This window comes from Bacteroidales bacterium (genome assembly GCA_013314715.1).
GTDB lineage: Bacteria > Bacteroidota > Bacteroidia > Bacteroidales > GWA2-32-17 > Ch61.
The window spans coordinates 15,199-40,732 of sequence record JABUFC010000032.1 but is presented as its reverse complement, the minus strand read 5'-3'; the positions used below and the strand labels follow the sequence as shown (position 1 = coordinate 40,732).

Sequence of the window (25,534 nt, the reverse complement as noted above, 5' to 3'; positions counted from 1 at the left end):
TGGTAATGTGGAAATTAGGAAATTTGGAAATGTGGGTGTCGTCGTGCATAGTCCATTAAAATTCTACCAACAACTAACGTTGTTTGGAAGAACTTCGCAAGGATTAAGACGTGGTAATGTGGAAATTAGGAAATTTGGAAATGTGGGTGTCGTAGTACATGGTCCATTTTCGTTCCGAATAGGAATTTAGGAGCCAAAGCAAACTAAATTCCTGAGCAGTGATTTTTGTAGTTGGCATTCGGACGAATCCTTTTGCTACAATAGGAAAAACAAGGATTAAGACCCTTTTATTGTTTCGAGATTAGGCAAATCGACATAATTATTATGTCGTAGTACATTGTCCATTAAAACAAGGATTAAGACTTTTTTATACATTCGATTGTACAAATATCTTTGCATACATGTCGTAGTACATTGTCCATTAAAACAAGGATTAAGACGGATCATGATTTGAAATCACGATTAATTTTTTGTTTTGTCGTAGTACATTGTCCATTAAAACAAGGATTAAGACGTCATTGCAATAATTGAACCATTCTCAATGAAGAGAAGTCGTAGTACATTGTCCATTAAAACAAGGATTAAGACCTCTTACGGCTTTTTTATAGCCGTTTAATACATGGTGTCGTAGTACATTGTCCATTAAAACAAGGATTAAGACTCATGATTGCTTATTACTATTAACTTTTTCATAAACTGTCGTAGTACATTGTCCATTAAAATTTTACCAACAACTAGCGTTGTTTGGAAGAACTTCGCAAGGATTAAGACGTGGTAATGTGGAAATTAGGAAATTTGAAAATGTGGGTGTCGTCGTGCATTGTCCATTAAAATTCTACCAACAACTAACGTTGTTTGGAAGAACTTCGCAAGGATTAAGACATGGTAATGTGGAAATTAGGAAATTTGGAAATGTGGGTGTCGTAGTACATGGTCCATTTTCGTTCCGAATAGGAATTTAGGAGCCAAAGCGAACTAAATTCCTGAGTAGTGTTTTTTGTAGTTGGCATTCGGACGAATCCTTTTGCTACAATAGGAAAAACAAGGATTAAGACTTCGACAACTTTGAGCCCTTTGCAAAACTAAAAAAAACGTACTCGTTTATTGCTATAAAAAGTTCAATCATTTATATTGCTTCTTCTCAATTACATGAGACGAATCGTAATGACAAAAAAAAGTTTTGCAAAGGTCTTGTATTTACACCAATTGATGATTGATAGTAACTCAAAACTGCTAAAACTGGAAATAAATAAAAGGCTGAATATTGCTCGATTTGGCTTGATAAAGCACCAAAATAACCAAAATAACAATTATCATTTTTAACCATAGAGGTGTTTTAATAAACACACCTCGATACCATTCTTTAAACCAAGCTGGCAGCCAATGAACACCGTAAGCCAGCATCATTAAAAAAATAACTGTTGGGTAAGCTTTGGTAAAATCGACTAATATGCTGGCATGAAACGAGGTAAATATTTGTTTAAACATAATACCTATATTTTGCATATCGCTTGCACGGAAAAAAATCCACGTTAAGCAAACCAAATTAAATGTAATAAATACACTTATTAAGCGTCCCCACCAGCGTTGGGTAGGTATAGCCCATTTCATTTGCATAAAGCCTTTGTGGAGCATGAGCGATAATCCGTGAATACCGCCCCAAATAATAAAACGAAGGTGTGCTCCATGCCATAAGCCACCCAACAACATGGTTAGCATAAGGTTGATGTTTTGGCGTACACGTCCTTTGCGGTTGCCACCCAGCGAAATATACAAATAATCCCTCAGCCACGAACTCAACGATATGTGCCAGCGTCGCCAAAAATCGGTGATATTTGTAGCTTTGTAAGGAGAATTAAAATTAACCGGAAGTCGAAAGCCAAGTAACAAAGCAACGCCAATGGCAATATCGGTATATCCACTAAAATCGCAATAAATTTGTATGGCATACCCATAAACAGCCAATAGGTTTTCTACTCCCGAAAAAGCCGATGGATTATCGAACACTCTATCTACAAAATTTACCGAAATATAGTCGCTGATGAGCATTTTTTTTATCAATCCATTCAGAATTAAAAAAACAGCATACGAAAATTCGGCTTTTGTAAGTTGATATTTTTGGAACAACTGCGGTATAAATTCCGATGCTCGCACAATAGGACCGGCTACTAATTGCGGAAAAAAAGTAACATAAAAGCCAAAATCAACTATATTTTTTACGGGTTTTAGTTTGCGTCGATATACATCAATGGTATAGCTCATTGTTTGGAAAGTGTAAAACGAAATGCCTACGGGCAAAATAATAGTCGATACATCGAACGATGTTCCAAACCAGCTATTGGTATATTGAGCCAAAACATTATTTACCTCCCAATGAGTATCGAACAATTGATTTACTAAGTCGGTAAAGAAATAAGCATATTTGAAATATGCCAATAAGCCTAAATTCATAACAAGGCTGATGATTAACCACAATCGGCGTTTAAACTTTTTGCGGGTCGAAGCAATCATCAACCCTGCCGTGTAGTCGATGAGCGTAGATAGAATTAAAAGCGAAAAAAAGTATCCGCCCGACTTATAATAAAAAAACAACGAAACAACAAATAAATAAGCATTACGCCATGTATTATGTTTGTATATAAACGAATAAACCAACATGACTAAGCCCAAAAATATCCAGAAATAGAGTTGTGTAAACAACAAAGGCTCGTTATCGTGATACGTTAATATGTTTATCAACCAATCGTTCATTCTACTAAAAAGCCATTTAAATAAGTATTCATAAATGCTTCGAAAAATAAATTTCCTACAAGATGGTATCCGTTAGCATTTAGGTGAAGTTTATCACCAGCAGTTAAGCGATGGCGATACCATTGCATCATGCTGCCATGTCCACCGGCAACGCGATACAAATCCCAAACAGCACAATGCTCATTTTTAGCAACTTGCAATAATATGTCCCTCATTTTAACCACATTCGTGTTTAAAATTTTTCGTTTGCGATAATGCTCCATAGGAGTTGTAAGCAAAATGGGTACATGAGGATTAAGTTTTTTGATGTTTCGTATAAGTTGCTCAAACGACCGATAGGCTAATATACTATCCATTTTTGCCAAATAACAATCGTTGGTTCCTAAAGAAATGATAACCCAATCGTATTGCATAATTCTAATGTATTCGGGGAGCAAAGTATTTAAAAAGGTGGTAGCTTTGGCTCCGTTAAAACCTAATGAATGATAAACAATTCCTGGATCATCGTTCATGGCAACAAGTCCATACAAAATAAATGGTATAGAATCGGATTTTAAATGAATATCAAAATGAATGGTATCGAGGTAGTTGTTTAAATTGAATTGTCGTATGGCAATACTATCGTTGAGCAACGAATAATGGTGCTTTGTTACAGAAGCTGAGTGCAATACCGTATTGAGGCTGTCGTTATTGGTAAAAAGCAATATTTTATTAAAACTAACATTTTGAATAGCTCTCTTATTTATAGTAAACATAAGCTTTGAATGACAAGTATCGCGTGTAATGGCAGTAAATCCAAGTAATGATTGTGCTTGCGATTTTCCGACCAATGTAAACCCTTCCCAATTGCCGTTGCACAAAAGCTTTGCTGTAACGGGGTTGTTTGATTTAATAATACCATAAGGGAAAGCAATAGATGGAGGTCCCAGTAGATGAAAAAAGGTATTGGCAAAATTTTTACGTATCTGATTGGTAAAGATGTCGGCTTGTACATGCGAATCGCCAATGTGTAAAATGCGAATTTGATGTTCACCGGTAATTTGCAAATCATTAAATTTTAAAAATAAGCTGTCGTAATTGCACTGATTACCCCAAAAAATAAACATATTGCTATCATTACGTAGAAAAGGATAAGAGTTCGTATCATTTTGAGCATATAAAACAATACTCATAAACAACAGAGCAATATGGTATAGATATTTTTTCAAAGTGATATTTTTTTTATTTTTTTAAATTTGATGTAATCGTTATAAATGGCATTATAGAGCATGGTAGCAATTTTTTTTGCTCCTTGAGGTGTAAAATGAGTATAGTCTTTGGCGGCAAAACCAGATTTAACCCATTCGGGCATTGAATTGCGTCCACCCATAGCTTGATAGGTATCCCAAAAAGCGCAACCTGCTTTAAAAGCGGCTCTTTTTTGAGCATCTCGAATGGCTTCAATATTAGGATACGATACCAATCCCGAGTCGGTATTCATCGACATATCCGAAACGCCCACCACCAAAATACTCATTTCGGGGTTGGCTTGTTTTAAAAAATGCAATTGCTGATATACCCATTGTTCGTAAAAGTTATAATTGTCGGAAAAATAGGGCACTACATTAACACCAAATTGATAAATAATCAATTTAACATTTATGTTTTTATAGAATGCTGCAACATGACCTAGTGAAGCCCTTGCAATATCGGTTCCCGAACTACCACGCATAGGTACATTATCGACCCAAATACCTCTTGCCGATTCAAAGCTAACACCATATATATCGGGACTATCTTTACCCACAAATTCTAATACAACTTCTTTGGGTTGTTGTTCAAAATCTAATGATATAATTTGTTCTGCCTGAGTGGGGTTTAAGGTTTTCATCCCAATAAAATTATCGCCATCGTAGTATTGAAGTAATACAGGTCGTTTAAGGTTACCATAATAAAGTTGAATCGTATTAAATTTAAAATTAGAACTATATGCATTACTGTTTGATTTAAAAATCAATGATGCTTCGTAAATGATGCTATCGTTAATGAGTGAATCGGCAATTGGGGCATAACGAACAAATTGTAGTAAAGGTCCGTATTTGCGGTGTTTAATTTTTTTATTTTTATTTCCATACAGTGTGTATCTTTTCCAATTTCCTTTATTTTCAACATCAATTGCTTGTACAATGCCATTAACTTTAACTGGAATAATACAACCAGCTCCCGATCCACCCCAGTTGGTTTGAAAGTGTTGACGTATATAACCCGTAATGCGGTCGCCCTCTATTTGACTATCGCCATAATGCAAAATGTGTATTTTGGGTTCAGATTCGATTGCTTTAAAAAATAAATTTAAGCTTGAACTATTGCTATCTGGGTACTCAATAGATTGACTTACAGGTAAGGTAATTAAACTTACGGTGGTATCTGTATTTGTGATGGTATCGGGTGTATTGAATGACTGAATTATAAGTTTTGCTTTTTTGTTGGTTGTAGGTACTTTTGTTTGAAATGATAAGTTGAGTTTTGGAATTTTAATTTCAATCTGATTTAAATAAAATTTTGATGGAATAGGTAATAGTGATAAAATAAAAAAAAACAAAAAAATAGCCAATAATAGTAAAAACGTATATATAGGCTTAAACATATGGCATTTTTTATTTAGCAGGTAATGATAGTTTTTGTCCTACTTTTATAGGTGAGGTGTTTTTGAGGTTATTTGCTTTGCATAATTCATCAAGTGTAATATCATACATTTTAGCAATAGAATATAAGGTATCGCCTCGTTTTACAATGTGAGTATTAGGTTTTTGCGATGGTTGGGGTGTTGGGAGTAATGGTTTTGTAGTATCGGTTGGGTTAATAGATGTTGAAGAATTTAAAGTATCGTTAGATAAAGAATTATTTAAATTAGTTGGATTTTCTTTCTTTTTACGTGTTACAAAAATAACTAAGTTACGACCTGTTTTTAATGGTTTTTTGCTTCGGATATTATTCCATGATCGTAATTCACTAACTGAAACGTGATATTTTTTTGCAATAGTTGCAATGGTTTCGCCTTTTTTTACTTTATGATAGATGGCCACTTCTTCGTAAGCTGACGATGAGTTTGATGCATATAAACTGGGTCGAATCGATTTAAAGAGCAAAGTATCTTTATATTTGTAAATAGAATCGCCAAGGGCAATAAAATTGTTGATGTATTCAATAGGCAAATAAAGGGGTAGAGGTTGTTCGGGTAATGCGGGTATAATATCTTTTTTATATTGTGGATTAAGTAGTTGTAATAATTCAAAAGGGATATTTAATTTTTCTGATACTTGTCGTAAATGCAGCATTTTGTGCACATAAATAGTATCAACTTTATTGGGTAAATATGTTTTTCGTGGTGTGATATTTAATTCTTTATAATAATGAAAAGTGTAAGCGGCAGCAATAAAAGCAGGAACATAGCCACGAGTTTCGCGGGGTAGATAGTTGTACATGCCCCAATATGTGGTTTTACCTGAGCGTTTAATAGCTCGATTTATATTTCCTGGTCCACAATTGTAAGCTGCAATCGCCAAATGCCAGTCTTGGAAAACATTGTATAAGTCGCGTAAATAACGTGCTGCGGCATCAGAAGCTTTAATCACATCCATACGTTCGTCAATAAACGATGTAGCATTAAGTTTATATAATTTGGCTGTGGGTAAAATAAATTGCCATAAGCCCACAGCTCTAGCGCGGCTATAAGCTCTAGGATTAAGAGCCGATTCTATAACAGGTAAATATTTTAATTCAAGAGGGAGTCCATACCTATCAAGAGCTTCTTCAAAAAATGGAAAATAATATTCGCTATTACCAAGCATATACGATACAAGGTTGCGTCGTTTACGTGCGTAAAAGTCTATATATTGTTTGGTAATGTTATTATAAGTCATTTCTATATATGTGTTCATTCGGTTGAGTTGCGTTAATAATACCTCGTCAGAAAAATAAGGTGCTTGTGCCGTATCATTTTTAAAAAAATCTTGTTCTAGGTCTTTATTAAAAGGAGCATTTTGTTTGTACCATAATTGTAAAAGGCTGTCGGTAAATGCTTCAAATTCTTTAAAATCAGCGTCGGCATCGCTAATAATGGTATCGTTTTGAGCAAAAATACTTAAGTTCAGAATTACAAATAGTATAACAATTAAACGTCGCCCCATAATTCAATTTTTAAGCTGTAATATTAGTTATTTTTCAATGTTTAAACAAATTTTAAATCCAGTTCCTATGGTATTTGTTTGGGCTATGGGTAAAATATCGGGTTGTATTTTTAACGACAAATCGTCGCTGACATCGAAATCGAATAAATAACCGTCAACAGCGGCGTCAACAATATTGAGTACATAAACTCCGACTGTGAAAATAGCATACATATCGCGGTAGCGTCGATAGTAATTTTTTCCTGCCTCAAGTCCTGATAAAGTATAGGTGGTGTTGTACATATTATAAAATCCCGAAGGGTTTGTTTCATAAAGAGTTTTATAAGCTTTTTTAAAATCTTGATAGTAATTGTTATTTCTTATTGTAAGATAGGCAAGCGAACCTATACCAGCATAAACAATGGGTATTTTCCAGTATTTTTTATTATATGCTTGTCCGAGTCCGGGTAAAACGGTCGATAAAGTAGCAGCAAGTTTAGGCGAATGTTGTCTTTTTAAAGTGTCGTTCGATAATTTTTGCGAAAAGCCTTGTGCTAATATGGCATAAGTTAGTATGAGCAAGCAAAGACTTTTGTGCATTGAGTTTTATTTTTTTTGAGATAAAACATTAATTAAATGCTCAAATTCTACTTCGTTTTCGAAATGTAAAATAATTTTTCCACTGCCTTCGGATGTCTTTTTTAAATCGACTTTACATGATAGGTTTTGAGCTATATTTTCGCGAATATTTTTCAATTCTTTAGTGCGTTTGTAATGTATAATTGTTTTGGTTGATGATTTTTCAGACAAATTAAGTTCGCGAACAATATCTTCAACTTTACGAACGGAAAAGTCGTAGCGTAAAATTTGATGATAGATCATTTTTTGTGTTTCTTCGTCGTCGATGTTAATAAGTGCACGGGCGTGCCCAACCGATATTTTTCCTTGTCGGAGACCGGCCTGAATTTCGGGAGAAAGTTTGAGCAATCGCAAAAAATTTGCTACTGTAGAGCGATTTTTGCCAACGCGTTCGCTTAGTTGCTCTTGTGTGAGCTGGCATTCGTCAATGAGTCGTTGATAGCTAATGGCTATTTCGATAGGGTCGAGATCTTGGCGGTGTATATTTTCAACCAAGGCCATTTCGAGCATTTCTTGGTCGTTGGCTTCGCGAACATAAGCAGGAATGGTGTCTAAGCCTGCCATTTTAGAAGCTCTGTATCGGCGTTCGCCCGATATAAGCTGATACTTGTTTTCGTTTATTTTGCGAACAGTAATGGGCTGTATTACACCAAGTTGTTTTATCGATTCGCAAAGTTCTTGTAATGCATCTTCGTTGAATTCAGTTCTTGGCTGAAAAGGATTGGGTTCTATGTACTCAATAGGTATTTCTGATACGGCTGCAGGTTTAGTTTCGGCATCGGAGATAAGAGCTCCTAAGCCACGACCTAAAGCATTTTTTTTGGCATTCATACGTTATCAATTATTTTATCTTCGTTGGCTACTCGGGTTAAATTATTTTTTTGTAATACTTCGCGAGCTAAGTTTAAATAGCTAACGGCTCCGCTACTATTGGCATCGTATAGAATAACAGGTTTACCAAAGCTGGGAGCTTCGCCAAGTTTTACATTTCGAGGTATTATGCTGGTAAATACCATGTTTTGAAAATGTTTTTTTACTTCTTGTACAACCTGGTTCGATAAATTTAGACGTGAATCATACATCGTGAGTAAAAAGCCTTCGATTTGTAATGAAGGATTAAGGCGACTTTGGATTATTTTAATGGTGTTCAACAGTTTGCCAATACCTTCTAAAGCAAAATATTCGCATTGTACAGGAATAATAACCGAGTTAGCAGCAGTAAGAGCATTTACAGTAATTAAACCTAGCGATGGGCTACAATCGATAAGAACAATATCGTAGTCGTCTTTAATTTTATCGATGGTAGCTTTCATCATTTTCTCGCGATTGGGTTGGTTGAGCATTTCTATTTCGGCACCTACTAAGTCGATGTGTGATGGAATAAGATGCAAGCCCGGTATTTCGGTTTCGAGTACAATATTTTTGGGATGAACTTCTTCAATTAGGCATTCATAGATGCTTGTTTTAATATTTTTTAAATCGAATCCTAAACCCGATGTGGCATTGGCTTGCGGGTCGGCATCTACTATTAACACTTTGTATTCTAAAATAGCTAAACTTGCAGCTAAGTTTATGGCTGTGGTTGTTTTTCCTACTCCGCCTTTCTGATTTGCTAATGCTATTACTTTTGACATTGTTTGCTAGTGATTAGTTTTAAACTTGCAAAAATAAGTTGAATTTGGCATTTTATAGCTAAAAAAATGCTTAGTTTTTCAACAAAATTTTGTTTATGTTAATAACTAAGTAGGATGGAGGTGCCATTTTATATTTGATCATTTGAAAATTAAAAAATTGGAATAATACTTTTTTAAAGAAATTTTGTTTTATATATCGTTATTTTTAGATTTAGTCATTACTTAAAAATCTTCTTTTAATTTTATAAATAATTGCTTTACTTTGTTTCTTAAAAAAAATATGAAATAGCCAACCGTCATATAGACGAGATAATTTTAAAATAAAAAATATTTACACATGAAAATAGATGATTTTGATCCAACAGAACAAGAAGGTTTTGCTAAAATTGAATTGTATAATGAATCGGTAACTTATGCTTTGTCTGAGCATTATCGTTGGATATTAGGTTTAGTGGGCGAAAATCCAAACCGCGAGGGTTTAGAAAAAACTCCTGAGCGAGTGGCAAAAGCTATTCAGTTTTTAACGCATGGTTATCATTTAAAACCGGAAGAAATTTTAAATTCGGCTAAGTTTAAAGAAGATTATCGTCAAATGGTCATTGTTAAAAACATAGAAATATATTCTATGTGCGAACATCATATGATACCATTTTTTGGTAAGGCTCATGTAGCTTATATTCCAAATGGCTATATAACCGGGTTAAGTAAAATAGCTCGAGTAGTCGATGCCTTTGCTCGTCGTTTGCAAGTTCAAGAAAGACTCACTACTCAAATTAAGGAATGTATTCAACAAACTTTAAATCCGTTGGGTGTGGGGGTTGTTATTGAAGCACAGCACTTATGTATGATGATGCGTGGTATTCAAAAGCAAAACAGTGTAACTACTACGAGCGATTTTTCTGGTGTTTTTTTAAAAGAACCTACACGTTCAGAATTTTTGCATTTAATTGGCCAAAAATTACATTAAGCTATGATTATAAATTTTACAAAAAAGATAAATGACGTACAAAATAATTTCTTAAATTTGCAGTCCGAAATGCCTCTTTAGCTCAGTCGGTAGAGCAGCGGTTTCGTAAACCGCAGGTCGCGGGTTCAAGTCCCGTGAGAGGCTCTTAAAAGCGGGAATAGCTCAGTTGGCAGAGCATTAGCTTCCCAAGCTAAGGGTCGCGGGTTCGAATCCCGTTTCCCGCTCACAAATCAAAGGTGCAATTAAAATTACTACCAATGGTAAATATTTTTTACAAAGAAAACGACCGAATCTTATTGCACCAGAGCACCGATGGTTTGATGCAAATTCCTAAAGAAAACATTATTTGGATTGACCTTATTCAACCTTCATACGATGAACGAATAAAAACTGAGGAACTTTGCAATATAACACTTCAAACACGTCAAGAGATTGAAGAAATTGAGGTGTCGTCGCGTTATTTTGAAACCAATGAACTTATTGTTAATAACTCTCACTTTTTAATTCCATACGATAGTGAGTTTCGTCGAGAACCGGTTTCGTTTATCATTAAAAATAATATATTGGTTTCGTACCGTAACGCTGAGCTTCGAACCTTTGCCGAAATGTATAAGCGAATGGAATTTAACACACGTATATCCGATGCTTTTCATACATTTCTTACTATTCTCGAAATACGCATCGATCTTGATGCCGATTTAATTGAGTCGATTGTAAAAGAAATAGCTTCGATATCGTCTACCTTAATGCAAAACAAGCTTTCTGAAGAATTGCTTGTACAGATATCGAAATACCAAGAAGATACTATGTTGATTCGAGAAAATATTGTCGATAAACAGCGTGTTTTATCTTCTATTTTAAAAAGTGACTCGTTTCCCGTTGAGATGCATAATAAAGTGCGTATTATGCTCAAAGATATTGGTTCGTTGTTAGATTATACTGCATTTAGTTTTCAACGACTCGATTATTTACAAAATACGGTTTTAGGTCTTATTAATGTTGAACAGAATAAAATTATTAAAATTTTTACGGTAGCTACTGTTATATTTATGCCACCCACACTCATCGCAAGTATGTATGGCATGAATTTTCATCATATGCCTGAAATAAAGTGGAGGTATGGCTATCCCTTTGCTATTTTACTTATGTTAATTTCAGTGGGTATTACCCTTGCATTATTTAAAAAACGTAAGTGGTTATAAATATTTAAATTATTTCAATATCGCTTTGTTTAATCCAACCTGTATTACCATCGGCTAAGCGAATTTCTACCCAATTTTCGAACTCATCGGTGATGGTTATTTTGGTTCCTTCGTGAATAACAAATAAAGTGGTTCCTTTTTCATCGGGAGAGCTTTTAACTTCTAAGGCATCAGCCATTACAATGGCTTCGTTTTGCGATACTTGTTTATGGTATGTGGCATAAGCCGATATCGTTGATATACTAAAAATGATAATTAATAAAACAATAGAAATTTTAACTGCTTTTAATAACCAATCTATTGAAGTAAGAAAATTAACATAAATGAATGCTAATAGCAGCAAAAAGGAGATTAACGAAATCCATGCCCATAAATTAGCTGAAAAAAGGTTGATTAATGAGTTGAACCAGTTTGTATAAAAAGGTTTTGGTAGTTCAGTAATTTTATCGGTTACAAAAGTGTTGGCAAATTGGAGATTATGTTGAATATCAAGGTCAGATGGATGAAGTCGTAATGCACGTTCATAGTATAAAATGGCTTTAGCTATTTGGTTTGAGCGAAAAAAAGCATTTCCCATATTGTAATACATATAAGCAGAGGTGTAACCTTGTTGCTCTATTTTTTGATAGTATTGAATGCATTGTTCATAATTTCCTTTTTGGTATGCTTTAAAAGCACTATCTAGCATTGGTTTAAACGAATGATTGTTAGCAAAACTAATGTATATAATGTTGAATAACAGGATGAATAACCCAATTTTTTTCATAGCCCAGAAATTTAAATTAACGATTCCAATGTTTTGATTGTTTTAGCTGCTTTATTATAGATTTCTGTAATACTTTGGTTAATGGCCGAGGGTGCATAACGTGCATATTCGCAGTTATCTAATATTTGATTAAGCTCATCAATGATTTCGTTTTCGATATTTTTTTCTTTAAGTTTTTCGATAGCACTTTCGCGTGTAAATTCAGCTATAGGAATCATAAGTTTATCGCTAAGATAACCCCATAAAGCCTTGGTAATTTCTTCGTAAAATTGATTTTGGTTGTTCGTTTTAATACATTTTTGAGCTTGTTTGAGTCGTTTGGTTGCAACACGATTGGCTTTTTTGTTGCGCATAGCCATAATATTGGCTCTTTGTTTTATCTGTTCACGGCGTAAAAACAATAGTACAATAAGTAATAAAAAGCTAAAAGGGTACACCATTTTAAATAGTGTTGAAGCCCAAATATATTGATGAATAGGTTTTAGTGGTTCTACTTTGTTTTTAATGTAACGTATATCGCTTCCTAATACGCTAACATCTTTCTTAGCAAATTCGCTTACAACAGCAGTTGCGTTGTACGATGAGTCTTTTGAAACAGAAATAGTAACTTCGTTGATGTGTATGGTTTTATAACTACGGGTTTTTAGGTCGAAATAATGAAAATCGAATGCAGGTATAGTGTAATTACCATGATGTCGTGGTATAATTATATAAGATACTGTTTTAGAGCCAGACGATTGACCATCTTTTATACTATAATTATTTGTTGTTTTAGGGTCGTATACTTCGAAATCGCTTGGAAAATTAGGTTTAGGAATATCGATAAGTTTTATATTGCCAGTACCTGAAAGTTTTAGACTATAGGTAAATGCTTCGTTCATTTTTACAGAAGTATTGTCAACGTGCGATTCTAAATTAAACGATCCAACACCTCCACTAAAAGGTTGAGGTTTGTTTTCGGGAAGTGGTTTAACATAGATGGTGATGGTTGGGCTCACCAATTTTTTAGATACATTTTGATAGGTTCCAAAAAAATCATCAAAAATGCTTCTACGACGACTTTGTACTTTTTGTTGAACCATAATGGTTGCTTGTACAGGGTCGATAGTCAATTTTCCTGAACGTGTTGGGCTTAGTATAACTCTTTTCAATAAGCCAACTCCATATAATTGACCATTGATATATTCTTGCTTTAAATTTATTTGATTGGGGTTTTCGAGGTCTTCGCTCCAAAAACCATTCATGTTAGGAAATTTTATATCTTCAAAGCCAACAATATTTAGTCTTGTGTATATATATACCGATGCTACTAATTGTTCTCCTTGATATACGTTTGTTTTGTTGACATTAACACGTATAAAAACATCTTCGTTGCTAACGTTTGCGGGTTGTGAATAGTTGTCGTTATCATAGTTATAATTTGACCGATTGTTTTGATTAGCAACATTGGTGTTGCCTTTAACCACTTCAATTGTTATAGCATTAGATTTATAAGTTTTTCCGTTCACTATTGCTTCAGCGGGTGAAATGGTATATTTGCCTTCTTTATCGGCACTAAGAACATAAGAATAGGAATATGAAATGTCTTGGCTCACTTGTCCGTTAACTATACTAATACTTGAACTTGATGAGGTACTTGGTCCCATAATTACATTAAATTCTCCAAAATTGGGACCTTTAAAATTTGAGGGTCGGGCATTCACATTGACGGTATATCGAAATGTTGCGCCTGTGGCTACCGTTGTCGGAGCTTGAGCTGTTATACGAACTTCTTGCGAAGTTGCAAGAAAGTTCGTTAAAAGAAATAAGAATAAGGTTATTATTTGTTTCATATTACCAATCTTTTTCTATTTTACGTTTTCCCATTATAATTTGCTCTTGTCTTTTTTTATCTTGCCTATTTTGTTCATCGTTTTGAAGTGCTTGAAGCATACGCTCTGCATCTTCTTTAGATATTTTTTGATTCTGTGGTTGTTGCTGTTGATTTTGCTTGTCTTTGTTTTGTTGTTGATTTTGCTGTTGTTGTTGATTTTGTTGCTGTTGTTGCTGGTTTTTATTATTTTGATTTTTATTTTGTTGTTCTTGTTGTTTTTTTAAGTGTAGTGCATACGATAGGTTATATTTGGTTTGTGTGTCGTTAGGATTTTTACGCAGTGCATTTTTATATGCTTCAATACTTTCGTCTAATTTTTTTTGCATCAAATAAGTGTTTCCTAAATTGTGAAAAGCTTTGGCTTGGTCGGTTGAGTTTTTTGTTTTATTTTGTGCTTCTTGATATAGTTTTTCAGCTTCTTCGAATTTTTCTTGTTTATAAAGTGCGTCGCCTAAATTAAAAGGTGTTTTAAATTCGTTGGGGTTGAGTTTATATGCTTTTCTGAAAGCGACTTCTGATTCTTTGTATTTATTTTTTAGATATAAATTCGTCCCTTGACGCAATTCTTTTTTATAGTTTTGAGCAGATAAACTAAATGAAATTAGTAATAAAATGATAGTTAATGTTTTGGGATTAAGTTTTTTTAGCCATTGTAATAATGAATTTTGTGTTTTTCGTTCTATAAAGAAAAATTCGAAAATAAATAATAAAAAAGCCATAATAAGTGGGTATTGATATTGATGATCGAACTCTGAATAATGTTCAGCTTCGCTTTCTTTTGACGATAATTTTTCAATACGGCTAATAATTTCGTTTAAAATGGTTGATGAATTTTGTGCTCTAACGTAAACTCCATTGGCAGACGATGCAATTTGTTGCATGAGTGCATCGTTAGTTTTTGTAATGATTACATTGCCATCTTTATCGATTTTATAGTCTTTTTTGCCAAATTTATTGATAATGGGAATAGGGGCACCTTCGGGTTTTCCCATGCCAATTGTATGAATAATGATGCCTTGTTTTGATGCTTCTGAGGCTATGTCAATAGCACCTTGTTCGTGGTCTTCGCCATCAGATATAATGATCAGAACTTTGTTTTTTTCTTTTTCTTTTGATGAGAATGATTTAGTAGCCAATTCTATAGCAGCAGCAATGTTGGTGCCTTGAACTGGGACTAAAGCGGGACTAATAGACGAAAGAAACATTTTGGCCGAAACATAGTCGCTGGTTATAGGTAATTGTACAAATGCATCGCCAGCAAATACAATAAGTCCTATTCTATTTTCGTCGAGGCGGTCGATGAGTTTTTCTAATGCCATTTTAGCTGCCTCTAATCGATTGGGGTAAACGTCTTCGGCTAGCATAGAATTCGAAACATCGAGTGCAATTATAACTTCAACTCCTTTTTTCTTAACCTTACTTATTTTACTTCCAATTTGTGGATCGGCAGCAGCAAAAAGAAGAAATGCTAAGCCCAATAAAAGTGCAATAAACTTAATATGTTTTCGTGAGAGGGCTAAATCGGGTAAAATTGCATTTAGATTTTGTTCGTCGGCAAAAGATTTCCATTTTTTTTGTTGGCGAAAATGATACCATAGATATAAAATTATAAGAATGGGTATTACAACTACCATAACCCAAATCAACCAAGGATGTCCAAACCTAAACATATTACGGTAATTTTTTTAGAAGTGAAACATTAAAAATTGAAATTGAAATAAAAATAATCGATGCAATAAGCGTAAAGGGATAAAATTCTTCTTTTTTCTTTTTATATTCGTGAACAAGTATTTTAGTTTTTTCCATTTTATCTATTTCGTTGTAGATTTGACGTAGTTTATCGTTGCTAGTGGCACGAAAATATTTGCCTCCGGTAATTTGAGCAATTTGTTTTAATACAGGTTCATCAATTTCAACTTTCATCATTTGAAGTTGTGTTCCAAAAGGTGTTTGAACAGGGTAGGGGGCTTGCCCAAGAGTTCCTACGCCAATTGTATAAACGCGAATATCATATGTTTTTGCAATTTCTGCTGCTGTAATGGGATCAATAGAACCAGAATTATTTACACCATCGGTAAGTAAAATAATAACTTTGCTTTTAGCATTACTATCTTTAATGCGGAGTATGGCTGTCGATAAACCGTCGCCAATAGCGGTTCCGTCTTCGAGAAAGCCATATTTAACGCCTTTAAATAAATTTATAAGTGCTGCGTGGTCGGTTGTTAAGGGACATTGAGTAAAGCTAGTGGCACTAAAAATAACAAGCCCAATGCGGTCGTTAGGACGGTTGTTTATAAATTCGGCAGCTATATCTTTACTCGCTTCTAACCGGTCGGGTTTAAAGTCGCGTGCTAACATACTACCCGAAACGTCGAGCGAAAGTACAATGTCAATTCCTTCGGTTTCGATATCTTGTAAATTGTTCGATGATTGAGGCCTTGCTAAGGCTATAATGATTAAAATTAAAGCGATAATTTGTAAACCAAATAATAGATGTTTCAAAACAATTTTATAATTATTTTTTTGTTTAAACAAAATAGGTGCTGTGCTTAATATGAGTGATGGGGCTACGGTGTTTCTTTTGAATATATACCAGAATATCATCAAAATAGGAATGATGATTAGAATAAACCAGTAGGGATGAGCAAAGGTAATGTTAGTCATTGCTACCTCCTTTCTGTTCGTCGGTTTTTATTTCTTCTTTTGTTTCTAAATCGGTTGGTTTTGTTTTTTCGACAAACAAATACGCATTTTTTAAATGCCAATCGTTTTCGTCGGGTAGGGGTTCGGCTTTAGCAAATTTAACAAAGTCGGCAGTAGTAAAGAGTGCATTCATAGTACGTACTAGTTCGTCGTCGAAAGGATGTTGTTTTAAATAGTTGATAAGTTCTGAACTTACACTTTCGAGGGCAGGAATATTAAATTGTTGTTCGAGATAAATACGTAAAATGTCAGTTAATTCTGAATAATATTGCTTATATAATTGTTTTTGCCATAATTTTTTTTCTTTTAATTTATTTAAATCGTTTAATGCCACAACATAGGGTGGGTCTTTGGGTTTTTCGGGTATTGGTATAATGGGTTTATTTTTGCGTATCCGTAAATAAATATATACAGCAATCGCTAATATAAGTAAAATTAAGAGTCCCCATAAAATATAGTCGAGTATTTCTTTCCAGCTAAAGGGTTCGGTTAAGGGTGGCTTAATGTCGAAAATAGTTTTCTTATTGGTATCTACAGGCAATGCATGAACAGTAAGTAAAAGTTCGTTGGTATAAATGGTATCGGCTGTGGTGTCGTGGGGTGCAATAAAAGCGAGGGGAGGAATTACGATAGCTCCAGTATCGAATGAAGTTATGGTAAGGGTTTGTTTGAGTTTTATTTGGTTATTTTCTTTAAAAATGGTGTCAATACCAGAGGCATTTACAATTTCGATTGATTTTGAAAGTGTATCCGTAAAAATGGGAAAACTTATGGGTTTATCTTTAGGTTTAGAGAGTGTTAATTCAAGTTTTAGTTGATCGCCAATAAGACATTCGTTTTTGTTGATGGTTGCTTGTGTCTGAATTACTTGCGCTTGCGTCAAAGTAACCCATAAAATAAGCCCACAAAATATAATTATCGCTCTCATATTACTTTGTTCGCATTTTAAACATTTGCATCAAAGGTTTTACATAATCGCTTCCTGTATGGAGTACTAAAGAGTCGACTTTATAACGCGAAAAAGTTTGTTTTAATTGATTAAGGTGTTCGTCAAACCAAGCTGAATATGCCATACGAGTAGCTTTATCAGAAGTATCGATGAGTTTTATCTTGTTGGTTTCGGGGTCTTTAACATACATAAGCCCCATAGCAGGAAATTCTTTCTCTCTATAATCAGAAACCTTTATTGCAACAATATCATGTTTTTTAGAAGCAATTTTTAAGGCTGATTCGAAAGTTTGGTCGAAAAAGTCGGAAATAATAAAGGAGGTAGATTTCTTTTTTATAACATTTGTAAAATATTCTAGTGCATTTGATATATTTGTTTGATGCGATGTAGGCTCAAAAGTTAATATTTCAGAAATAATGCGTAAAATATGTTTTCTGCCTTTTTTAGGTGGAATAAATTTTTCGACTTTATCGGTGAAAAGAATTGCTCCAATTTTGTCGTTGTTAAAGCTAGCTGAGAAGGCTAAAACAGCCGCTAATTCGGCAGTAAGTTCTTTTTTTAGTTGTTTTTGAGTTCCAAAATTTGCTGAGCCACTCATATCGAGTATGAGCATTACTGTTAGTTCGCGTTCTTCTTCAAAGACTTTAACGTATGGGTGATTGAAGCGAGCTGTTACATTCCAGTCAATATTACGAATATCGTCGCCGTATTGATATTCGCGAACTTCACTAAAGGTCATACCTTTGCCTTTGAAGGCACTATGGTATTCGCCTGCGAATATCTGGTTCGACAATAGTCGTGTTTTTATTTCTATTCGTCTAACCTTTTTTAATAATTCCTTGGCTTCCACATTCATTATTTTTTAATAATGATAATTAAGCGAATAATTGTATTCTTCTTGTTCTATTTCGATGATAACATTTGCATTATTTGTTTTACAAGTCCATTTTTTGCCTGTTTTATTGTATTTTTGATTGAGTTCTTGTGATTTACTGGTTAAGTTATCAATATCGTCCATGAATTTAATGTGTTTACATTTTTGAGCTTTGTCGAAGTAAAAAATAAGGGTATTGTCTTTTTTTGCATTATAATATCGCAAAGTATTATCGTTAGTGCTAATTCCAAAATTGTTCATGCTGTATTCGCTGTGATTATTCATCATAGCTTGAATTTCTTTTTTGGTTTTGCCTAACATTTGTTCGAAAGCTATTTGAACATTTAAAAGGCAAGTGGTTAATATAATTATAAATGTTATCATTTTAATGTGGTTTAAGGGACTTCAATGGTATTTAATATTTCGTTAATAATATCTTCGGTGGTAATGTTTTCGGCTTCGGCTTCATATGTAAGTCCTATGCGATGTCGCATTACATCGTGGCAAACAGCTCTAACATCTTCGGGTATAACATATCCACGTCGTTTAATAAAGGCATTGGCTTTAGCTGCCATGGTTAAAAAGATACTTGCACGAGGTGAAGCACCGTAAGAGATCATATCTTTGAATTTTTCGAGTTTATAATCTTGCGGGAATCGGGTAGCAAATACAATATCGAGAATATATCGTTCAATTTTTTCATCTAAATATACTTCTTTTACGACTTCGCGAGCTTTGATAATATTTTCGGGGTTAATAACAGCATTGGCTTTTGGGAATTCTTTGGCAACGTTCATGCGAATAATGCGTTGTTCTTCGTCTTTGGTGGGGTAGCTAATGATTACTTTTAGCATGAAACGGTCGAGTTGTGCTTCGGGAAGCGGGTAGGTGCCCTCTTGTTCGATAGGGTTTTGGGTTGCCAATACCATAAAGGGTTCGTCGAGTTTATAGGTTTGTTCGCCAATAGTTACTTGGCGCTCTTGCATGGCTTCGAGTAGTGCACTTTGTACTTTTGCTGGAGAACGGTTTATTTCGTCGGCTAAAATAAAATTCGAGAAAATAGGTCCTTTTTTAACGGTAAAGTTTTCGTTTTTTTGACTGTAAATGAGAGTTCCGATAAGGTCGGCAGGTAATAAATCGGGAGTAAATTGGATGCGTGAAAATTTTGCTTGTATGGCTTGTGCTAATGTATTTATAGCAAGTGTTTTAGCTAATCCAGGTACACCTTCAAGAAGAATGTGACCGTTAGATAATAATGATATGAGTAAACTGTCAACCAAGTGTTTTTGTCCAACAATAACTTTGTTGACTTCCATTTGAATAAGGTTAACAAATTCACTTTCGCGTTGAATTTTCTCATTAAGTTCTTTAATATCAATTCCTACATTCATAATTGAGGGTATTTTAAATTTGAAACAAAAGTAAAACGATGTTTTGAAAAAAACTTTATATTTTTGTTAAAAGACGTTAACTTATTATGGTTTATACATTTTTTAAGATACTACAAGTTTTATTGTTAATAATTTTATCGAAAATATAAGGGTGATTAACGATATATTTATCATTTGCTATAAATTTGAAAAAAATATATTAAAAGTAAATTGATTATTTAAATTATTTTTTGCAGATTTCTAATAAATAGATTAGGTTTGTGAAAAAATGCGATATTTTATAGAAATATCATTTGATGGCTCTAACTACCATGGTTGGCAAAAGCAAAACAATGGTATAAGTGTACAGGCGGTATTAGAATTGAAACTTTCGCTTCAATTGAGGGAAAATATAGAATTGGTAGGTTGTGGGCGAACCGATGCGGGTGTACATGCACGACAGTTTTTTGCTCATTTCGATGTTAATATTCAGCTTGATTTAAAGCAAACGGTTTTTAAACTAAATCGTTTTTTGCCCTCGAATATAGCGGTTATAGGCTTATATAAAGTACAATCTTATGCACATGCACGTTTTTCGGCTATAGAGCGAACATATAAGTATTATATCCAAACAGTTAAAAATCCTTTTAATACAAAATTTGTGTGGGATTTTACATTATTTTTAGATATGGAATTAATGAATAAAGCTTGTGATATCTTAATGAAAACAACTGATTTTACAAGTTTTTCAAAATTACATGGAGGACAAAAAAATAATTTGTGTCAGCTGTATTATTGCAAATGGGAACGCAACGAACAACAACTAATATTTACGATAGCTGCTAATCGATTTACGCGAAATATGGTACGTGCTATTGTAGGTACTATGGTAGAAATAGGAAAAGGAAAATTAGGTTTAAGTGAATTTGAAAATATTATAGCATCAAAAAATCGCTGTTTGGCAGGTGAGTCTGTTTTTGCAGGTGGCTTATTTTTAGATTCTGTATTATATCCATCCGAAATATTTATTGATTCATTTCGTCTATATTGATAATTCCAAGGCTTATTGCATATACAGTTAAACCAGCAAGCGTTTTAATGCCTGTTTTAGCACTTATGTTTTTTCGATGGGTAAGTACTGTATGATGACTTAAATGAACTTTTTCGGCTATTTCTTTTATAGATTTTCCTTGAGATAAAAGACGTAAAATTTCTTTTTCGCGAACAGATAATTTTTCTTTGTTTTCTTTAGTCTGATTGGTGTTTTTTTGTTCTAAAATAAACTTAATGAGTTGTTGAAATGAATTATCTATATGAAAAACTTGAGTAAATAATGATAAGGTGTCATGCGAAAAGTGTTGATAAACAATTGCAATTGAAATTAATTCATTATGTTTTTCTTTGAACTTTATCCATTGATTTTCTATGTTTTGGATTGTAATTGGGTTTAAAAATACAATGTTGTGACGGATTGTTTGATGTTTATGTATAAAATGTTCTAATGAAGTATATTTTTTTATTTCGACTGAAAGTCCGGATTTTAACCAGTATGAAGAAATTCCTTCAACTATAATTTCTGAGGGCTCAATAATGGCAATAATCCATTTGTTTGTCATTATTCGTTTGCTTCAATGGTTAAAAGAATAGGAATTAATATTTTGTCTTCTATAATGGAGTGAGCATGTAAGTCGTATTGTAATTCGTATAAGTTTAAAATAATTTGTCGTTTAAGTGAAGCAAAGTCGCCAACTTTAAAATGATGAATGAGTAAATTTTTTAAATCGCTTAATTTTTCTTCAATATCATTATGATGTTCTTGGTAATCTTTAATCGAAAAAGAAACCTTATTTTGATAGTATCTTTTTTTTGTAAGTAATTGTTCGATATATGGAAAAACGTTTTTTTCTTCGTATTCGAGGTGTTCAATAACTTCGTTTTTATATGTTTCAAAAAAGTTTTTCAGTATAGTTATTTCTTTTGAATTTACTTTTAGTTGAAGAATATCGAGAAGATTGGTAATAAATGGATATTTTTCGTTTTTATAATATTGATGAGAGTGTTTTAAAAAAGGAACAATGGTTTTAAGGTGTTTTTTTTCAGGTTTTAGTATAATGTTGTTATCATTGCCGTTATAGACATTTAGCAGTGCAATAAATAGTTCTACGTCTAATGAGTATTCCTTGCAAAATGATTTTACTGTTAAATTTTTGGGCTTATCTAAAAGTTGTAAATGTTCAAAAACAAATAGAACATAAGGATTAAGCTCAATGATATCAAAAAGGTTATCACTGAGCTTAATGTTTTTATGGGTTAACATATTAATTTTCTAAAACTTTAAATTCTACACGACGGTTTTGTTGGCGTCCTTCTTCGGTATCGTTGGTAGCAATGGGTTGTAAATATGCATATCCTTTATATTCGAGCCTACTAGCAGAAATTCCTTTACTTATTAAGTAATCGACAACGGCTTTTGCACGTGCCTCCGAAAGTTTTTGATTAAATTGTAATGAAGATTTGTTGTCAGTATGTCCACTAATTTCTATTCTTAATTTTGGTAAGTCGGTTAATAGTTTAACCAATCGATCAAGTTCAGGATATGATTCTGCTCTTAGTGAAGATTTACCATAATCGAAGAAGATGTTGCGAAGTACTACTTTTTGTCCTACTGCAAGTTTGTTTAAAAGGATGTCTTTCGTTATTTCTTGGTAACCTGTAGCGGCAGGAATATCGAAGTTTTCTGAATGGAATAAATATCCTTCTGCTTTAACAGCGATTCCATAATTTCGTCCAGAAGGTAACGATACTAAGTACTTGCCGGTGGTACTATTGGATGTATTAACAGATACTACTTCGTTTTTAGTATTATCTACAATCTCAATTTGAGCCTCAACAGGGGCATTTGTCATGGCATCTTTTATGGTTCCTTTGAGAATAGTAAGTCGCATGGTTTTAATTTCAACTTTTTCAGCCACAACGCTTTCGCCAACAGGAGCTACATTGGCTAATAAATTATCTTCGTTGTGTAATACAGGTGGTTTTTCGGGACCTCTAAAAGTAATCATGTATAAATCGTAATCGCCATATCCGTTATCATTAGCCGAACTATAATAACCATGTTTACCGCTTCCGCTCATTACAAAAAAGAGGTCGTCGTCGGGCGTATTAACGGGGTATCCGATATTTTCAGGTTTCGACCAAGTGCCATCATCATTCATCGTCGATTTAAATACATCGAATCCTCCCATGGTATTATGTCCTCGTGAACTGAAATATAGGGTTCGTCCGTCGGGATGCATAAAAACACCTTCTTCGTCGTATTCGGTATTGATAACACTGCCTATATTACGAGGTTGTCCCCAACGTTCTTTTTCTGTTTCCCATTGAGAAACCCATATATCGTGTCCACCAAATCCACCTTCGCGATCGCTTACAAAATACATGGTTTTTCCATCGAACGAAAAAGATGCAGAGGTTTCATGAAATTCAGAATTGATGTATTTTTTTAAAGGGCTATCGTCGGGTGCTGTCCATTCGGAACCTTTGAGTTTCGATACATAAATATCACCATTATTAATTTTACCATTAAATGTAAATAATTGTGTTCCATCGGGCGACAAACCTACGGTAGCATCGTTGTTCTTGGTATTCAAAGGTTTGCCTACATTTTTAGCTAACGACCAACCATTGCCATCGTTGTAAGATACATAAATATCTTCAAAATAGAGGTTGTCTTCTGGATCGGAGCCACCACCATAAGTGTCGGAACGGCGCGAAGTAAAAAGTAACATTGATTCGTCTGCTGAAATTAAGGGGCTGTATTCGGGTGCCATGGTATTTACATTAGGACCTAAATTATCGATAAATACACGAACAGGGTTTTTTATGAGTTCTTTACCATTGTTGCATTCTTGTATTCTTTTTTCAATTTCTTTGCGTTTTTGTTGTAAGTCGCTGGGCGATAATTGATTTTTATATTTTGTATAGAGTTCTATTGCTTTATCAAAATCAGCATTAAGATGATATCCTGTAGCTAATAGCCATACAATATCGGGTTGAATGGTGGGATTTTGACTATAGGCTTTTTTGAAATAATCGAGGCATTTTACTTTTTGGATGGAATGCAAATAGCACGAACCAATTTTGTAATTGAGCATAGCATGATTAGGGATATATTGATGTACTTTAAGATAAAAATCTAAAGCAGATTTCATTCCTCCTCGTCCTAAGACATAATATTCTTCGGCTTTAGATAAATATTCTTTAGCAATTTTGTAATCGTCTTTACTTGCAAAATCTTCTTTTTTTATGATAACTTCTTGTGCATTCGTGTTATTAAATAAAAAGGCAAATAAAAATAAGTTAATTAAATATTTTATTGTTTTCATTTTTAATCCTCCTATTATTTACAATCTGACATGAATTGATTAACTGCATTTACGCCAAGTTCTTTGGCTTTATTCCAATCGGCACAAGCTTCTTTTTGCATTCGTAATTCTTCATATGCGATGCCTCTGTTTAAGTATGCGTAACCGTAATTAGAATCTTTTTGAATTATTTTAGTATATTCGTCGATAGCTGCTTTATAATCTTTTTCTTTTATTTTGGTGGCAGCTAAATTATTTAGTGCTGGCATGTAGTCAGATTTTATTTTTATGGCTTTATTAAAATCTTCGGCTGCTCCTTTGTAATCTTTTTTTTCAAATTTGGCACTTCCTCTGTTATTATATGCAATGTAACTATTAGGGTTTGCTTTTATTGCCTGTGTATATGCATCGATAGCATCATCGAATTTTTCTTTTTTTCTTAGAACGCTTCCAAGATTGTTAAAAGCATAATCGAGCGAAGCATCCAAAGCCGTCGCTTTTCGATAATCGGCTATGGCTTCATCGTATTTTTCCATTTTTCTATAAGTACTACCACGGTCGTTGTAAGCAACAGCATATTTATTATCTAAAGCTATTGCCTCGGTAAAGTCTTCTAATGCTCCTTCAAAATTATCTTTTAAAAATTGTATTTGACCTCTAAAATAATAAGCTTTAGCATCTTTGGTCCCTTTGTTGATAGCACGGGTAAAATCATCGAATGCTTCATCTTGTTTGCCAAGCAGTTGGTTAGAACGTCCTTTTAAATACCACGCCTGAACATCGTTTGAATCGAGTTCGGTAACTTTTTTGAAGTCTTCAACTGCATCTTTGTATTGTTGTGTTTCAAAATAAACATTACCTCTATTAAAATAGGCTTTTATAAAGTCTGGTTTAAATTTTATTGCTTCGGTAAATGCTTGTATGGCTTCTTGATATGCTTTATTAGTATAGTTTTCAATACCTCGATTGTATGCAAGTTCGGCATCCTGATTCTCAAGAATAACTAAAGTACTGTCTTTTTGAGCATTTACATTATAGAAACATAGCAATGTAAATAGCCAAATTGAGATTAAAAAAGGTTTCATAGCTGACATTTTTTTTGACGGCAATTTATATATTTTTTATTAAAAATTCAATTGAAATCATTTTACTAATGTTAAAAAATATAAATAGTTTTGATTTATATTTGAAATATTGATAGTGCAATAAAAATGTATAAATAGTTTATTGGGTACAATTAAAATAGTTTAAATTTTTTTATCATGTTAAAAATTGCAAGAAATGTATATTAATA

At 33.5% G+C, this 25,534-nt stretch carries 22 protein-coding genes, 2 tRNA genes and 1 CRISPR repeat array; of the genes, 5 read left to right on the top strand and 19 right to left on the bottom strand.

Going from position 1 to position 25,534, the window contains the following annotated elements:
- Nucleotides 1-325: 325 nt before the first annotated feature.
- Nucleotides 326-735: a CRISPR direct-repeat array (repeat unit 38 nt; unit sequence TGTCGTAGTACATTGTCCATTAAAACAAGGATTAAGAC).
- A 498-nt stretch (nt 736-1,233) separates the two neighbouring features.
- Genes HPY79_08600 through HPY79_08570 form a run of 7 tightly spaced genes read right to left on the bottom strand, consistent with a single transcriptional unit; the run spans nt 1,234 to nt 9,172 of the window.
- Entirely contained in the window at nt 1,234-2,751 is a 1,518-nt protein-coding gene (locus HPY79_08600; GenBank protein NSW45857.1) for an MBOAT family protein, read from the bottom strand.
- On the bottom strand, nt 2,748-3,959 hold the full coding sequence (locus HPY79_08595; protein NSW45856.1) for a hypothetical protein: 1,212 nt from the start codon (nt 3,957-3,959) through the stop codon (nt 2,748-2,750). Before HPY79_08595 ends, HPY79_08600 begins: the two co-directional genes overlap by 4 nt.
- Nucleotides 3,956-5,377 carry a hypothetical protein gene (locus HPY79_08590; GenBank protein NSW45855.1) on the bottom strand — a complete coding sequence of 474 codons (1,422 nt, stop codon included), beginning with the start codon at nt 5,375-5,377 and terminating at the stop codon, nt 3,956-3,958. Before HPY79_08590 ends, HPY79_08595 begins: the two co-directional genes overlap by 4 nt.
- A gap of 10 nt (nt 5,378-5,387) precedes the next feature.
- A complete protein-coding gene (locus HPY79_08585) occupies nt 5,388-6,920 on the bottom strand; it encodes a LysM peptidoglycan-binding domain-containing protein (protein NSW45854.1) in 1,533 nt (510 codons plus the stop codon).
- Nucleotides 6,921-6,947: 27 nt separating this feature from the next.
- A complete protein-coding gene (locus HPY79_08580) occupies nt 6,948-7,499 on the bottom strand; it encodes a hypothetical protein (protein ID NSW45853.1) in 552 nt (183 codons plus the stop codon).
- A gap of 6 nt (nt 7,500-7,505) precedes the next feature.
- On the bottom strand, nt 7,506-8,369 hold the full coding sequence (locus HPY79_08575) for a ParB/RepB/Spo0J family partition protein (protein NSW45852.1): 864 nt from the start codon (nt 8,367-8,369) through the stop codon (nt 7,506-7,508).
- Complete coding sequence (locus tag HPY79_08570; GenBank protein ID NSW45851.1) at nt 8,366-9,172, bottom strand: ParA family protein; 807 nt, start codon at nt 9,170-9,172, stop codon at nt 8,366-8,368. Before HPY79_08570 ends, HPY79_08575 begins: the two co-directional genes overlap by 4 nt.
- 337 nt (nt 9,173-9,509) lie before the next feature.
- Between HPY79_08570 and folE the strand changes: the two genes are divergently transcribed.
- From folE to corA, 4 genes are all read left to right on the top strand, one after another.
- Nucleotides 9,510-10,139, top strand: a complete 630-nt coding sequence (folE, locus tag HPY79_08565) for a GTP cyclohydrolase I FolE (protein ID NSW45850.1) — start codon at nt 9,510-9,512, stop codon at nt 10,137-10,139.
- Between the two features lie 71 nt (nt 10,140-10,210).
- Nucleotides 10,211-10,283, top strand: a tRNA-Thr gene (locus HPY79_08560).
- Between the two features lie 7 nt (nt 10,284-10,290).
- Nucleotides 10,291-10,363 (top strand) — tRNA-Gly (locus HPY79_08555).
- A gap of 33 nt (nt 10,364-10,396) precedes the next feature.
- Complete coding sequence (gene corA / locus HPY79_08550; protein NSW45849.1) at nt 10,397-11,341, top strand: magnesium/cobalt transporter CorA; 945 nt, start codon at nt 10,397-10,399, stop codon at nt 11,339-11,341.
- Between the two features lie 4 nt (nt 11,342-11,345).
- Here corA and HPY79_08545 read toward each other — a convergent pair whose 3' ends face one another.
- From HPY79_08545 to HPY79_08510, 8 genes are read right to left on the bottom strand one after another with little or no spacing between them, the layout of a single operon-like run.
- Nucleotides 11,346-12,107: a tetratricopeptide repeat protein gene (locus HPY79_08545; protein NSW45848.1), complete on the bottom strand. Its 762-nt coding sequence runs from the start codon at nt 12,105-12,107 to the stop codon at nt 11,346-11,348.
- Nucleotides 12,108-12,118: 11 nt separating this feature from the next.
- Nucleotides 12,119-13,939 carry a protein BatD gene (locus tag HPY79_08540; protein NSW45847.1) on the bottom strand — a complete coding sequence of 607 codons (1,821 nt, stop codon included), beginning with the start codon at nt 13,937-13,939 and terminating at the stop codon, nt 12,119-12,121.
- 1 nt (nt 13,940) lies between these two features.
- Entirely contained in the window at nt 13,941-15,650 is a 1,710-nt protein-coding gene (locus HPY79_08535; GenBank protein ID NSW45846.1) for a VWA domain-containing protein, read from the bottom strand.
- A gap of 1 nt (nt 15,651) precedes the next feature.
- Complete coding sequence (locus tag HPY79_08530; protein ID NSW45845.1) at nt 15,652-16,635, bottom strand: VWA domain-containing protein; 984 nt, start codon at nt 16,633-16,635, stop codon at nt 15,652-15,654.
- Nucleotide 16,636: 1 nt separating this feature from the next.
- Nucleotides 16,637-17,611 carry a hypothetical protein gene (locus HPY79_08525; protein NSW45844.1) on the bottom strand — a complete coding sequence of 325 codons (975 nt, stop codon included), beginning with the start codon at nt 17,609-17,611 and terminating at the stop codon, nt 16,637-16,639.
- Between the two features lies 1 nt (nt 17,612).
- On the bottom strand, nt 17,613-18,482 hold the full coding sequence (locus HPY79_08520; protein NSW45843.1) for a DUF58 domain-containing protein: 870 nt from the start codon (nt 18,480-18,482) through the stop codon (nt 17,613-17,615).
- Nucleotides 18,483-18,494: 12 nt separating this feature from the next.
- On the bottom strand, nt 18,495-18,890 hold the full coding sequence (locus HPY79_08515) for a hypothetical protein (GenBank protein NSW45842.1): 396 nt from the start codon (nt 18,888-18,890) through the stop codon (nt 18,495-18,497).
- An 11-nt stretch (nt 18,891-18,901) separates the two neighbouring features.
- Nucleotides 18,902-19,897, bottom strand: coding sequence for a MoxR family ATPase (locus tag HPY79_08510; GenBank protein NSW45841.1), 996 nt, complete (start codon nt 19,895-19,897; stop codon nt 18,902-18,904).
- Nucleotides 19,898-20,165: 268 nt separating this feature from the next.
- On the opposite strand from HPY79_08510, the gene truA reads away from it, so the two are divergent.
- Nucleotides 20,166-20,927, top strand: coding sequence for a tRNA pseudouridine(38-40) synthase TruA (truA, locus tag HPY79_08505; GenBank protein NSW45840.1), 762 nt, complete (start codon nt 20,166-20,168; stop codon nt 20,925-20,927).
- Here the strand turns inward: truA and HPY79_08500 are convergent.
- From HPY79_08500 to HPY79_08485, 4 genes are read right to left on the bottom strand one after another with little or no spacing between them, the layout of a single operon-like run.
- A complete protein-coding gene (locus HPY79_08500; protein NSW45839.1) occupies nt 20,902-21,492 on the bottom strand; it encodes a response regulator transcription factor in 591 nt (196 codons plus the stop codon). The genes truA and HPY79_08500 overlap by 26 nt on opposite strands.
- The gene (locus tag HPY79_08495; GenBank protein ID NSW45838.1) at nt 21,492-22,193 is read right to left on the bottom strand and encodes a hemerythrin domain-containing protein; all 702 of its coding nucleotides are present in this window, start codon (nt 22,191-22,193) and stop codon (nt 21,492-21,494) included. Before HPY79_08495 ends, HPY79_08500 begins: the two co-directional genes overlap by 1 nt.
- Nucleotide 22,194: 1 nt before the next feature.
- Entirely contained in the window at nt 22,195-24,261 is a 2,067-nt protein-coding gene (locus HPY79_08490; GenBank protein ID NSW45837.1) for a PD40 domain-containing protein, read from the bottom strand.
- Nucleotides 24,262-24,275: 14 nt separating this feature from the next.
- On the bottom strand, nt 24,276-25,325 hold the full coding sequence (locus HPY79_08485) for a tetratricopeptide repeat protein (protein ID NSW45836.1): 1,050 nt from the start codon (nt 25,323-25,325) through the stop codon (nt 24,276-24,278).
- Nucleotides 25,326-25,534: the final 209 nt, after the last annotated feature.